General features: G+C 59.1%; 9 protein-coding genes and 1 tRNA gene. 2 read left to right on the top strand and 8 right to left on the bottom strand.

Annotated features, from left to right (window positions below; genetic code table 11):
* Nucleotides 1-20: 20 nt before the first annotated feature.
* From CFA77_RS01880 to CFA77_RS01865, 4 genes are all read right to left on the bottom strand, one after another.
* Entirely contained in the window at nucleotides 21-1079 is a 1059-nt protein-coding gene (locus tag CFA77_RS01880) for a DUF6607 family protein (protein WP_206992014.1), read from the bottom strand.
* Nucleotides 1080-1174: 95 nt separating this feature from the next.
* Nucleotides 1175-1645 (bottom strand): MarR family winged helix-turn-helix transcriptional regulator, encoded by a 471-nt coding sequence (locus CFA77_RS01875; RefSeq protein ID WP_206992013.1) that lies wholly within the window; start codon nucleotides 1643-1645, stop codon nucleotides 1175-1177.
* Between the two features lie 10 nt (nucleotides 1646-1655).
* Nucleotides 1656-3647 (bottom strand): tetratricopeptide repeat-containing sulfotransferase family protein, encoded by a 1992-nt coding sequence (locus CFA77_RS01870; RefSeq protein WP_206992012.1) that lies wholly within the window; start codon nucleotides 3645-3647, stop codon nucleotides 1656-1658.
* A gap of 83 nt (nucleotides 3648-3730) precedes the next feature.
* Nucleotides 3731-6301: a TonB-dependent receptor gene (locus CFA77_RS01865; RefSeq protein ID WP_206992011.1), complete on the bottom strand. Its 2571-nt coding sequence runs from the start codon at nucleotides 6299-6301 to the stop codon at nucleotides 3731-3733.
* 252 nt (nucleotides 6302-6553) lie between these two features.
* Here CFA77_RS01865 and CFA77_RS01860 point away from each other — a divergent pair, with 252 nt between their 5' ends.
* Nucleotides 6554-8188, top strand: a complete 1635-nt coding sequence (locus CFA77_RS01860; RefSeq protein WP_206992010.1) for a BCCT family transporter — start codon at nucleotides 6554-6556, stop codon at nucleotides 8186-8188.
* Between the two features lie 15 nt (nucleotides 8189-8203).
* On the opposite strand, the gene CFA77_RS01855 is transcribed toward CFA77_RS01860, so the two are convergent.
* The 4 genes from CFA77_RS01855 to CFA77_RS01840 form a co-directional block, all read right to left on the bottom strand.
* Nucleotides 8204-9493, bottom strand: coding sequence for a hypothetical protein (locus CFA77_RS01855; RefSeq protein WP_206992009.1), 1290 nt, complete (start codon nucleotides 9491-9493; stop codon nucleotides 8204-8206).
* A 118-nt stretch (nucleotides 9494-9611) separates the two neighbouring features.
* Nucleotides 9612-9688: transfer RNA gene (locus CFA77_RS01850), tRNA-Arg, on the bottom strand.
* A 68-nt stretch (nucleotides 9689-9756) separates the two neighbouring features.
* Nucleotides 9757-10725 carry a serine protease gene (locus tag CFA77_RS01845; protein WP_206992008.1) on the bottom strand — a complete coding sequence of 323 codons (969 nt, stop codon included), beginning with the start codon at nucleotides 10723-10725 and terminating at the stop codon, nucleotides 9757-9759.
* Complete coding sequence (locus CFA77_RS01840; protein WP_206992007.1) at nucleotides 10725-11705, bottom strand: P1 family peptidase; 981 nt, start codon at nucleotides 11703-11705, stop codon at nucleotides 10725-10727. The genes CFA77_RS01845 and CFA77_RS01840 overlap by 1 nt, the downstream gene beginning before the upstream one ends.
* Nucleotides 11706-11785: 80 nt before the next feature.
* Between CFA77_RS01840 and ggt the strand changes: the two genes are divergently transcribed.
* Nucleotides 11786-13603: a gamma-glutamyltransferase gene (gene ggt / locus CFA77_RS01835; RefSeq protein WP_206992006.1), complete on the top strand. Its 1818-nt coding sequence runs from the start codon at nucleotides 11786-11788 to the stop codon at nucleotides 13601-13603.
* The last annotated feature ends 1 nt before the right edge of the window (nucleotide 13604 follow it).

Genomic DNA, 13604 nt, shown 5'->3' with positions numbered 1-13604 from the left:
CATTCCAACCATAGCCGAGCTCAGTCTGTTTCGGCTATATCCATGTCAGTGGGACGCAATCGGTCAGCCAATGCGCCAATGTCGCTGGTCGTGAAATTTTCGATCAACTGTCTGGCCTCCAGCACCGCCTCTTCGTTTCCCTTGCTGCCGTCTGCCACTTCACCGGCGAGGGTCAGCAGAGGCATGTAGAGCGCTTCGGTCTCGCCCTTGATCGTGACGGCAAATGCTTCGTTCTGATTGGCAATCCTTTCCCATTCGCCGCGAACGCCAGCCCAGAAGTCTGCGGTACCGCTCCAGTAATCTGTTGCAATCTCGGTCTCGAAATCGCTGTCTCGGCGATATGTGTTCAGGCCAGTCTCACGCGCCAGCATGTGTGGCTGACTACCGCTCAGGACGAGCTTTCCATTGTCCTGCTCATGCACCCAGCCCCAAGACGTAACGACGTGCCGGTTCATCGCATGGATGGCGTGGTAATCATCGCGCGTGGTCATGTCGCGCCGCGGTAGCGGGCGCCATTCATGTGGCGGCTGCCATGTGGCAATCCCATTCTCGTGCGACCATGTCGCAACAGCCCCGTATCGCGGCGCATCATCGACCTGGTAGACCGTCTGAGACCAAGTACCGGCTCGCTCGGATGCTGGCACGTCACGCCACTCCCAGGCATTTCCGCCAATGAATATCAGCACACGCTCAGGCTCATACTGCCAGTCCTGACGCCAGTGCTTGATCGCCATCTTGTGCTCGCCGCCTACGACCAGAATATGCTGTAGGCTGATGAAGTTTCCGCGATCCTCGACAACGAGGACCACCTCATCCCCACCAGACACTTTGCGAGGCTTCAGAAAATAGTCATCGTCGAAGGCGACGGTTTCGTTGAAGTCGAACTTCACCTTGTAGTTTCCCGCCATCGCCAGGATAGCTTCACGATCTGCCTGGAACTGAGGATCCCTCAAATCGGTCGCCGCAGGATGCGATATCACATTGGAAACATCAGACCGCGCCGGCAGCGTCGTACACGCAGCAAGCAATACGCCTGCCAGTACGGAAATGGAAAGTACGATCCGATTCGTCGCAATCATAGGGTGCCCTCATTCACGTCATCTGTCCGACACGGGTAAGAGCGCGACCTAGCATTGGTGAAAATGATTTGCAATCGCAAACTTGCGTGTGACGCTTATCCCAGTTCTCCGACGTCCAAAAAGGGCGCAGCGTCGAGCTCTTCGGCATCAAGCAGGCCAGCCGCGCGCTCAAGAGCCGCTACCAGCATGGATTGTTGCCAGTCAGGGAGTTTGTCGAATCCGGCAGCGAATGTTTCGTGCAGCGGGTCGGGCGCAACCGACAGAGCCTCTTTACCCGCAGGCAGCAGATTCAGCCAAACACGCCGACGGTCGGTGTCACACCGGCGCCGTGCGATCAAGCCGCGTGCCTCCAGCTTGTCGACAAGGCTGGTGATGGTGGCATGTTTCAGCTGTGTGGCCTCTGCCACCCGGCCTGCGGAGATCTCCCCCTGCTCATCGAGCATGCGCAAGACCGTCATTTGCGACGGAGTAAGGCCCGCCGTCTGAGCCAGCCGCTTGGACGCCAGTTCTGTCATGCGCTGTATTTTACGCAGCGCGATCAAGGCATCATCGGACCGTGTGCTCACCTGACGACTCCTATTGGGGCGCGAGGTCGGGTCCCAGCGCGGCTTTCAGTGGATCAAGGTGTGCCTCATAAGGGCGCCACTGCTCAACCCCGCTTTTGTTGATCGGACGACGAACCTGCTCGGAGCTGGCCGTGCGCACGGCCCGGTCAGTCTTGTGAAAATTCACACAGGCCTGATCAAACGGCAAACCACAATAATCGAGAATCCGCCGAACCTGGCCTTCCAGGTCTTCCAGGACATCCTCGTGCTGAACGCGCAGGACTCGCCCTTCCGGGAGAACACTGTCCCAATGCGCCATCAGATCGACATAGCCGCGATAGTAGTTTCCAATATCATCGAGGCTGTAGGTGAACTCCTGACCTTCCGCGAAGAGTTGCTTGAAGCCCGACCAACAACAATCCATCGGGTCGCGCCGCGCATCGATGATCTTGGCATTGGGCAGGATCAGATGAATCAGGCCGATATGCCGGAAATTGTTCGGCATCTTGTCAGTGAAGAAAGCCGCTCCCTGACGATGGATGCGTGTCATCTCAATATATTCCTCACCGAGCGCAGACAGCTCATCGGCGGGAAGTTCATGCAGGATACGCGGGTAGCGCTCACGGTCTGTCAGTTGCTTGCGCCCCCGCAGGCGATGAGCAAGTGACAGGATATTGGGAAGCTCAAGCGTTCCGTCCACGTCTGGGTGCGACGCGAGAATCTGTTCGATCAAGGTCGAGCCCGCCCGCGGCAGGCCAAGAATGAAGATCGGGTCTGGCGCGGGGCAGCCCTTACCGGCCTGAGCTTCAAACAGGTCAGCCGTACAGATCGCTTTTTGCGCGTCGAATTCCGCATGCATCTGGTCGGTCGTATAGCGAACCGTCTGGTGCTTCAGCGCGTTGCCCTGCGCATAGGCTAGGAATGCGGCGTCATGATCGCCGCGATCCTCATGGGCCTTGCCAAGCGCAAACGCGATGTGGACGCGGGACATATGGTCAATATCGAGTGCAGCAAACTGGGCTTGCATACGGGCGAGTTCATCATCGCCGAATGTGTAGGTCTTGAGATTTGCGAGACCGTACCAGGCATCCCCCTGCCCCGGCGCAACATCTGTTGCCGCCTTGTATGAACTGATTGCCTCTTCGGTTCGACCATAGGTTTTGAGCGCATGTCCCCGCGAGACCAGCGTAGCAGGATCACCGGGGATTTTCTGTAGCACCCGTTCAAAATGGTCCAGCGCGGTTTCATAATCACCCGCCTGCATACTCTCGATGGCGAAATGCGACTGGAATAGCGGATTGTCCGGATCACGCGCCATCAGAACTCCAGCCTGCTCCAGCGCTGCTGCAAATTTTTGCCGCTTGCGCAACACCTGAATATAGTCGAGCCGCAACTGCACATTGTCCGGATCAAGATCGACCGCGCTTTCAAGCAGGAATTCTGCATCCTCCTGAACACCGAGGCGGGACCCGATATCCGCCAGCAGGCGCATGCCTTCGACATGGGTCGGGTGCTTCTGGAGAAACGCTCTGGCGATTTCCTCCGCCCGGAAGACGCGGCCCTCATGAATATGATTTGTCACCGCTTGCAGCTCACGCGGAAGCGCGCGTACACGGTCTGCCTGCGCGCGGGCGTTGGTCGCCGCGTCCGTATTGCCCGCCTGATGGTACAGGTCTGCTAGCGCAGACCAGCTTGCTATCAAGGCAGGATTGTAGCGGGTCGCGCGCTCAAAAGCGCCGACGGCTCCGGACAGATCTCCGAGCTTGCGCTTGAGATGCCCCTCTTCCTGATAAGCGCGGCCGAAATCCGGTGAGAGCGACTTCAACGCGTCCAGATGCGCGAGCGCGTCCGCGCTGCGACCTTCATAGCGCGCGCAAACTGCCGCCATGTAGAGCGCTTCCTTATGAGTCGGCTCGCCAGCAAGAAGCGCATCGGTGATTTGTCGGGCGGTTGCAAAATCGCCAGACTGTATGGCTTTCTGCGCGTCCCGCAGGGCGAGGTCCGGATCAGCGATAGCGGTCATCTTGGTGCCTGAAGTTCCCGTCAAATAAAAGCAGCGCCCTGAACCTGTCAGGGCGCTGCTTCAGTATCAAGTAGGCGTATGTCCTAGTAGTCGTAGGAAACGCGAATACCGATTGTGCGCGGGCGCATTGGTGTGATGCGTTCGCGGTCATAAACGAAGCTGCCACTAAGCTCGGCATACTCGTTGGTCAGGTTCGAGGCGAAGATCTCCGCGCCCCAATTGTCGCCCGTGACGCCCATCGAGCCACCCAGGGTGACATAGCCATCAAGGTCCATCTTGTTGATCTCGATGACATCACTGACGGAGTCGTCGGAGAACACGATCTGCGGCATGACATGCGCGGTGAGGCGCTGGCCAGCCACTTCCTGCTCGAGATCCCACTCATACCGAACACGCAGATTGCCCTGGTAGGCTGGAGCGAAGGCAAGGTCGGAACCTTCTACAACGTCATCTGTCGGCACGAGCACTTCGGTGATCTCGGTGTCGAGAAGCGAGAACGCACCTGCAATGGTCAGGCCGTCAACCGAGGCCGGCGCCCAGGTGAAGTCGCCTTCAAGGCCCTGGATCTCGGCATTGGCTGCGTTGTCGGAGAAGAACAGGTTCACGATCGAAGGATCGAAGATTGTGGTCTGCAGACCTTCAATGTCGACGAAGAAGGCTGACCCGTTGAAACGCAGCGAATTGTCGAACAGTTCGGTTTTCCAGCCGAGCTCGTAATTCTTCACTTCGTCCGTATCGACAGCATATGGCACGGTGTAGCCGCCTGGGCCGGAAGCACCGCCCGGACGGTTCAACAAGCCGGCACGGAAGCCTTCCGAGTATGTGGCGTAGAACATCACGTCGTTCGACGGCGTCCACTCGCCCGTCAGCTTGTAGATCATACCGTCGGTTGACGCCTTGTCCGGCGTCCCTGCCGGGCCGTTCGGGCCATACAGGAACGAAATGTTCGTACCGAACACTTGCTGGTCGGTATCTGCGAACAGGTTGAAGAAGGACGAGTTGGCACTTCCTTCAAGGTCAACTTCGACGTCATAGTATCGTGCGCCAGCCGTGATGGCGAACTGGTCAGAGATGTCGAAGGTGGTCTCGCCGAAGAGGCCCATCTGCTGATCGGTGCGCAGAATATCGTTTCGGAAGATAACGCCTTCCGGGAACGGACCGGCAACGCTGTAGTAACCGGGGGACGCACTGCCGATTTCGCCTGTTACGTCCGTTTGCGTCAGCGGATAGTTCGGGGCAAAGCCGATCGATCCGTCTGTATAGGCCACCTGCGTTGAGCCCGGATAGACGAAGTCATTACGCTCAGCCAGCTCCAGGTCGCTGTAGAAGGCGCCGAAGGTGGCGCGCCAGCGATTCTCGCTCGGCGTATTGAAGCGCAACTCATGCGTCTGCACTTTCGTCTCACTGTGTGAGTTCACGAACAGGTTCGGCGCGTAGCAGTTGCCCGTCGGCGCACCCGCTGGATAGGTGACCGAGTAGTCACAGATATAGTAAGGCAGGTACTGGCCGACGAAGAGATAGTCGGAATAATCGACCGTCTGGTCTGTCGTGCGGTCCGTATACGCACCGGTATAGAGCGCCTCAAGCGCGCCGATGCGGCCTTCCAGCGTCCATGAAGTGTTGTGGAACTTGTCTTCGATATTCTCCGGTGTGAAACGGACAATATCATAGTCATCCAGTTCGGGATCTGCGGCAAACACACCGTCGGACTCGATCTGCTGCTGAGCATGCGTGATCAGCAGGTCCCAATCTTCATTGATCTGGTACATGCCGCTCAGGCGAAAGCCCTGATAGGTGACATCATTGATGTCATTCTCGACAATGTTGCTGTTGTTTGCGTCAACGAAATTGACACCAGACAGATCAGCGCCTGCCTGGAAGCCTTCGCGCTGGGCACTCACGGGCACGCCATTGCCACGCACAGTGCCTTCGGTACGGAACCGGGCGGAGTCGCGTACAGACAATGTGCCGCCGACATTGTCGATGTAGCCACCTTGAGTGTCACTATAGACGACCCCACGCAGCGCCAACTTGTCATTGACGGGCACATTGATCATGGCCTCGACACTGTTGCTCATCTCACCGCCATCGGTGAACGAGGTGGACGCATTGAACCCGGCATCAAAGCCACTGAAGGACGGCTTGTTGGTAATCATGCGGACCGTACCGGCCTGCGAGCTTGAGCCGAACAGTGTGCCCTGAGGTCCGGACAAGACCTCTACGCGCTCGATATCGGCTGCATAGACGTCCAAATTCCGGCCCGGCTGGGCCAGCGGCTGCTCGTCGAGATAAAAGCTGACATTGGGGGCGAGACCGGCGACGCCTGCAACCGTCAGGTTTGGCGTGGTGGATGCGAGACCACGAATATAGATTGTATTCTGACCGGGGCCGGAACCACCTGCCGTGACGCCAGGCAGCTGGACAAGATAGTCCGAGAAATTCTTGACGCCGAGCTCTCTGAGCTGCTGCTCGCCGAGCGCCGTAACTGCGACGGGCACGTCCTGTGCGCTTTCCGAACGCTTGGTCGCCGTGATGGTCACTGTTTGAAGCCGTTTCGCGCTCGCTGGTTCCGCTGGAGCGTCCTGCGCCAATGCAACCGGCGCGACCAGTCCAGCCATCGCAATCAGCGAGGCCCCGTACTTGAGTCTATTCATGTGTGTTCCCTTTGGGTCGTCTCCAGCCATGGCGCGCCAGAATAAGCGGCGCGGCTCGGTACACATGGCTGCTCGATGGTTCCGAAGTACATTTTTATTTCGATGATAGAAAGGTTTCGCCCAGCTATTCGTCGGGTAACTACGGGAATCTTATGCAAACTGTTGCATCAAACCCTCACTCTTCACGATAGCGCGGACAGTTTCCTCAGAACAATGCTTTGATAATCGACGTACTTGCGGCACAAGCCCGGCATGGACACACAAGCCCCCGACACGCCGTCAGACCTGATCCCCGAGGACGAAGAAGCCCTTTTTGTCTACGAAACCGATTACGAGATCGGGCAGGACAATATCGAGGTCGCCGGGCTGAATATTCACAATCCTGTTTTCTTCCTGAGTGCCGGACTGATCATCGTCTTCTCCGGCCTCACGCTGCTCTTTCCGACAGTTTCGGCGGAGTATTTGACAGCGGCCCGAACCTGGACGCTGCAAAGCGCTGACTGGCTCTTCGCACTCACCGCCGTGCTCGTATTCGGCTTCTGCATCGCGCTCACCATCAGTCCACTAGGAAAAATCCGGTTGGGCGGACCGACCGCGACGCCGGACTTCAGTATCATGTCCTGGGTGGCGATGCTGTTCGCGGCCGGCGTGGGTGTCGGATTCATGTTCTACGGCGCAGCCGAACCGCTTGCTTATTATACTGACTGGTATGGCATGCCGCTGAATGCCGAACCGCTTTCAGCCGAAGCGGAACGGCTCGCGTATAGCGCCACGATCTTCCATTGGGGGCTCGCGCCCTGGGCGATCTATGCGATTGTCGGGCTCGCACTCGGATTCTTTGCGCACAATAAGGGCCTGCCTCTCAGCATCCGTTCGGCTTTCTATCCTTTGCTCGGTGAGCGGGTCTGGGGTTGGCCGGGGCATATCATCGACCTGTTTGCGGTTGTCTCGACTGTGTTCGGCCTCGCAACGACCATCGGCATCGGCGCAACGCAGGCGACCAGTGGGCTAGCTTACTTGCTCGGCTTTGAGCCCAATGTCGGCATCCAGATCCTGCTTATTGTCGTGATGACAGGGCTTGCAGTCCTGTCCGTTCTTCGCGGTCTTGATGGCGGCGTCAAACTGCTCAGCAATATCAATATGGGCATCGCCTTTGCCCTGCTCGTCTTCGTGATCATTGCCGGACCAACCATCCTGATCTTTACCGGTATGGGCCAGAATTTGCTCGCCTATATGACCGACACGCCCGCCCTCACCAACTGGATACGGCGGCCGGACATCGCCTGGTTTCATGACTGGACCATATTCTATTGGGCCTGGTGGATTTCCTGGTCGCCCTTTGTCGGCATGTTCATCGCCCGCATTTCGAAGGGGCGGACAGTGCGCGAATATTTTGCGGTCGTTCTGTTTGCACCCGTCACAATTGGCATCATCTGGTTTACCGCGTTCGGCAAAACTGCGATCGCCCAATTCAAGACCGGCGAAGGCGAACTCGGCGAGGGCATGGGCAGCGCGTCTCTCGTCCTGTTCCAGATGCTGGCAGACCTGCCCTTCTCGGCCGTCACGTCAGCCGCAGCCATCCTGCTGCTGGTCGTCTTCATCGTGACCTCGGCAGACTCCGGCGCACTGGTCGTCGACACGATCACCAGCGGCGGCAAGACAGATTCTCCCCGGCGCCAACGCGTATTCTGGGCCTGCTTGATCGGCCTGACAGCATCGGCCCTGCTCTATGGCGGCGGCACGGATGCGCTGCAGTCACTGCAGGCGGGCACAATCACGGCGGCCCTGCCCTTTACGCTGATCCTGCTGACCTGTTGTCTCAGCCTCTATATTGGCATGCGGGACGAATATCGCAGCATGAACCAGAGCGACGCGGCGGGGTTCTAACAGCCCGCCCTGCACTCAACAGTTCTTCCAGATGTCTCGGCAATAACTTGTATACACCCAGCCATTGATGTTCACGACGGCCCTGTGGTCCTGCCCCGTTGCCCCTTCACCCGGAAACCAGCCAGCATGGCCGTAAACCACCTCGCCTGCATCCAGCAGCAGGGTCACGACATGGCCATCGAAATAGTATTGCCCCGCAACGGGCCCTTCTGTGCCGCCACCGGGAAGAGATGACGCGCGCACATGCCCGGCCATGAACCGTCCATCCGGCAGGAAAAGGATGTCCCGCGGCTGAAGCTCGGACAGGGGAAGGTTCCCGGTTAAAACCTCATCGAAGCGCGCCCGGCCAATACCGATCCGCAGGTCCAACAACTCCCCTTTTGCAAACTTCCGATAGGTTTCGGCCTTTCGGTAAGTGAAACGCCCACGCTCGAAGGAAGCGCCCGTCCAGTCCGAGCTTCTTGAAAGACTCTTCATGTCCAAATCATCCGCAGATCCGCGCCAGAAGTACCGCTCGCATCCGAGCATGACCTTCCACGGTGACTCGACCTCATAAGGATCAAATAGCGCCGCATCCCAGTTCATGCAGGTGATCGCGCTTGCAGCAAAATCCTGCGATCGCTTCGGGAAGAGCACCAAAGTCTGGGTTTCGTCCTTGCCCGCAAAGCTGACCGCGTCGAAGCCGCCGCTGTCGATCATGCGCACCATGCCAACCGGCTTGCGATCCGGCGATACACGCTTTCCCAGCCCCTGAGCGCTCATGGCGGCCCGCACCTGGTCGCCCGTCATGCCGGCTTCGGAAACCTGAGCGCGGCCCATCAGGTACTCTATGACCTCCTGCATGATTTTATTGGACAGCACGGAAATACTCATCGCCGATGGCCCGGACGGCACGCCACCCAGTATCTTGTCCTCCTTGACGGCCTCATCAAGAATCAGCGCGCTTTGCAATCCCCCCGCTTCCCAGTGCCCCATCGAGAGAAGGGTGCATCTGGCGACCGGTCCCCCGCTGCGCGCGGAGAAACCTGCGAACGAGGTTTTTGTCTCGGCATTCGCCAAGGATGGGCAATCGGCCCGCCCGGCGAAAAAGCCCTTCACATACTCAAACTTTTCCTCATGCGTCAGGTTTGGCCGCACATCGCTGACGATGCCAACATTGATTCCCGGCAGGTCCGGTCGTGTCAGATAGATACTGTTGGGGGAAACCTCGACCGTCCATCCGGCCATTGGAATGTCCTGCGCACTCGCCGTCGGCAAGGCAGTGGCGAGCACGGCCATTCCAGCCGCGACACAAAACGAACGCATAAGAGTCCCCACACTTAGTTGCTTGTCGCAACAGTGTTCAACACGCGCGCGAACAGGGTCAACCCAATCCCCCGGAAAAACCGAAAGGGGCTCGTTTCAAATGTTCAAGGAAGGAAAATGGCACACCCGGAGCGATTCGAACGCCCGACCCCCAGATTCGTAGTCTGGTGCTCTATCCAGCTGAGCTACGGGTGCCTGCCGTTTGGAAGGCGGACACATACAGTGAGGAATCGGGGGATGCAAGCCTGTTTGCCACGCAACTGTCATTCCTCTGCAGTGGCGGCATCCCCGGCAGGTGCAATCCCTGTTACAGCGCTGATCCAACCCGAATATGCGCTGACCCGCATATAGATTCCCGGACTGTCCGGCCGGGCACACCCCAGTCCCCAGCTGACCACGCCTATCTGGACCGGGCCATGCTCATAACTGCGCAGCATGAGTGGTCCGCCGCTATCGCCCTGACACGAATCCACGCCTCCTGCGCCCGCGCAGATCTGCGTCTGGGGATCCACCGCCACACCAGTCAGCTCGTCCTGCAATCCATACTCAGAAATGCGTGCGGCGGTTTGCTTCTGGCAGGTCTGCGCATCGACCAAGGGCACATAGCCCTCCTGCAAAATCAGGCTCGGCGCGGTGACATGGCGACCCGTCCGACTGGTTCCAGCTTCGCTGCGAGCGGTTTCGCCAACCTTGCCATATCCTGCCACGAGTGTGTCGGCATATGACCCCGTCATATCAATGGCTATCGCCGTCAATCCATCAAGCGACGCTACTTCACCTTCCCAGCGGCCTTCGATACGTAACAGGGCCAGATCATGTCCGCGCTCGGGATTGCCGGAATCATAGTCCGGATGAACAACGATCCTGGAGACCGGAAACAGTGCGCTCGATGGCACATCCATCAACGAGCCGCGACCTATGGCCAGCCCGACTGGCCCAAACCGCTCCATCGTGCGACCGGTTGCATCCGGAAAATACTGGACTGCACGTCCGTTGCTCTCAACGCGAATTCCTTCAACGCAATGTCCCGCCGTTATCGCCCATTCCGGAGAGATCATGGTTGCGCCGCATTCGTGGAACACGGACCGTCCTTGCAAGGCCTGCAGCGACGCCATGCCGGGCCAATCCGCAGGATCTGCTTCCTGACCACCCACAACACAGGCCGTGGCCAGCGCCAGCAATCCTGCTCCAATTCCGATCTTCCACCCGCGCTGCATACGCCTGTCCCTCATCAGCGATTGGCTTCATGCACCCCCCGTGCAATGGCCCGGGCGAGTGTGGAGGCGGCCAATTCTCCGATCCTCGCAATGAGTATGGCACGCTTCTCCTGCGAGGCAATCTGGCCTGACGACATTACGAACAAGGCATCTCCATCAAACGGCGCAAAGACCGGCCGGATGGCACGAGAGAAGCCGGACAGCGCCATCTGCGCCACCCGCTTCGCTTCACTCGCTGTCAGAATTACATCCGTGGCGATGCAGGCGATGGTGGTGTTCTGGCCGAGCGCCGGGTTGGACTTCGCGGCGCCCCAATCCTCTGCATCGGCAACATAATCTCCGGGTGGACGCTGGCCCCCGAATTCCCCATCAATCTCGAAGGGCCACGACCAGAACGCTTCTGTGCCGGGCATGAAGACTGATCCGAAACAGTTTACCCCGGCCAGCGCGCCGACGGTAATACCGTCATGCGTCACGATACTGGCAGAACCGGTCCCGCCCGCAAACGCCCCCGCCCGCGCACCATAGGCCGCCCCGGCCTGACCAAGCGCCAGCTCTGTGCCACGCGAACGATACGCCGCCAGACCGAGGGCCGCATAAGGCGAAACTTCGCCCCAGTCCTTGTCGCCACCATTGGAAAGATCATAGAGGATCGCCGCTGGCACAATCGGCGTTCGCGGCACGCTCGTTAACGGCACGAGCGCGAAACCGCGCCCCTCCTGCTTCAGTCCTGACGCCACGCCGTCTGCCGCTGCGAGACCGAATGCGCTGCCGCCGGAGAGACAGACCGCGTCGATGCCATCGACCAGCATGCCCGCCGATAGAAGGTCGGTTTCGCGCGTGCCGGGGCCTCCGCCGGACACTGCCACCGCCGCGATCGCAGGTGCATCCGGCACGATCACGCTGACACCTGAACGGACACTGGCATCCTCAGCCTGCCCAACCTTTATGCCCGGCACGTCCGTAATGGTATTTCTTGCGCCTGGTTTTGCCATAAGCTGCGGCCCTGTCTTTCCCTTGTGAGGCATGTTTCATAAGGTCTGCTGCAACACACGCCAAGCTGAAGGGGCACTTTATGAGCCGTTTGCCGATTCTCCTCGCCTGTATTGGACTCTCCGCCTGTGCGCCGGGCGACGATAGACCGTTCAACGCGACCGAAGAAGCGAGCCGCGCTGCTGAGGCTGCCGCCCAGTCCGTAGAAGAAGGTGTCACAGCGGCTGAAGCCCCAGCCACGAACGCCTGGACGAAAGGCGCCATGGTCGCCGCAGCGGACCCTCGCGCGGTCGAAGCGGGTCTCGAAATGTTGCGTCAGGGCGGATCGGCGATTGATGCGGCCATCGCCGTGCACTCAGTGCTTGGATTGGTCGAACCTCAAAGCTCCGGCATCGGCGGTGGTGCCTTCATGGTTTACTATGATCGTGCCAAGGACGAGATCACCGTTTTTGATGGACGTGAAGTTGCCCCCGCATCCACGACGCCGGACCATTTCATGAAGGATGGCAAGCCGCTTGGGTTCCTTGAAGCCTGGCAGTCCGGCAAGGCCGTTGGCGTGCCCGGCCAGATTGCGCTCTACAAGACTTCTCACGAAGCGGCTGGCAAACTCGAATGGGACGCCTTGTTCCAACCAGCCATCAAACTGGCTGAAGATGGGTTCGAAGTCTCACCACGCCTTGCCGGCCTGCTGGCCAATCCGCGCCTGCGCGGCGCAGTACGGCTCGACGATCTGCCTGCCTCATCCGAGTACTTCTATCCGGGTGGAGAGCCGCTGCCCGTCGGATTCATCCGTACCAATCCGGACTATGCCGCGACATTGTCTGCCATCGCGGATTCCGGACCAGCCGCTTTCTACGAAGGCGACATTGCACAAGCCATCGTGGACGCGGTCAACGGGGATGCTGTTCCGGGCGATATGAGCCTCGAAGATCTTTCGACCTATTCCGTCAAAGTCAGGCCAGCCCTTTGCGGTGATCGGGCAGATCACTATCGCATCTGCTCGGCACCACCCCCTTCTTCCGGCGGCGTGACGCAGAACATGATCATGGGACTCTATGATTTGCTGGAGCCAACCGACGAGACGAGCATGACCGAAGAAGGCTATCTCAAAGCCTTTGTCGACGCCCAACGCCTCGCCTATGCGGACCGCGATCATTATCTGGCCGATGCTGATTTCGTCCCGGTACCCTCAAAAGACCTGATCAATCCTGCCTATCTGCGCGTCCGCGCCAAAGAAGCCTTCGCACCGGATGCGGCCTCCTTCCCGGGTGATCCCGGCGTTGCGCTTGGACGAGACCCAATCCGCCCGCTCTGGGGAGAAGACGCCACCGAGCACGCGCCCGGCACCACGCACATCTCCATTGTGGATGCAGATGGCAACGCCGTCTCCATGACCGCCACCGTAGAAGCGGCTTTCGGCTCGTCCCTCATGGTTCACGGCTTCATGCTGAACAATGAGCTGACAGATTTCTCCCGCGAGCCGACAAAGGGCACCAAGCCCGTCGCGAACGCACCCGGCCCATTGAAACGGCCTCGCAGTTCGATGTCTCCAACAATCGTCTTCGATCCCGATGGTGACCTGTTCATGGTCACCGGATCACCGGGCGGCAATTCCATCGTGGCCTATGTCTCGAAAACGCTTGTTGGGGTTCTTGAGTGGGGCAAGACGGCTCAGGAAGCCATCGAACTGCCGAACATTATCGCGCGCGGTGATACTGTTGGCGTGGAAATCGATGTTCCAGGTGGCATGGAAGCCGCCGAAGCCTTGCGTGAAATGGGATATGATGTGGAAGAACGTGAAGGCGAAAATTCCGGCCTTCATGTCATCATTGTGAGGGAGGATGGCCTGGAAGGCGGCGCCGATCCGCGCCGGGAAGGCGTTGCGAAGCATCTGGATTAGG

The organism is Hyphomonas sp. KY3 (genome assembly GCF_017309975.1).
GTDB lineage: Bacteria > Pseudomonadota > Alphaproteobacteria > Caulobacterales > Hyphomonadaceae > Hyphomonas.
Note: the sequence above shows the minus strand (reverse complement) of the source record. Positions and strands in the feature narration are given on the sequence as shown.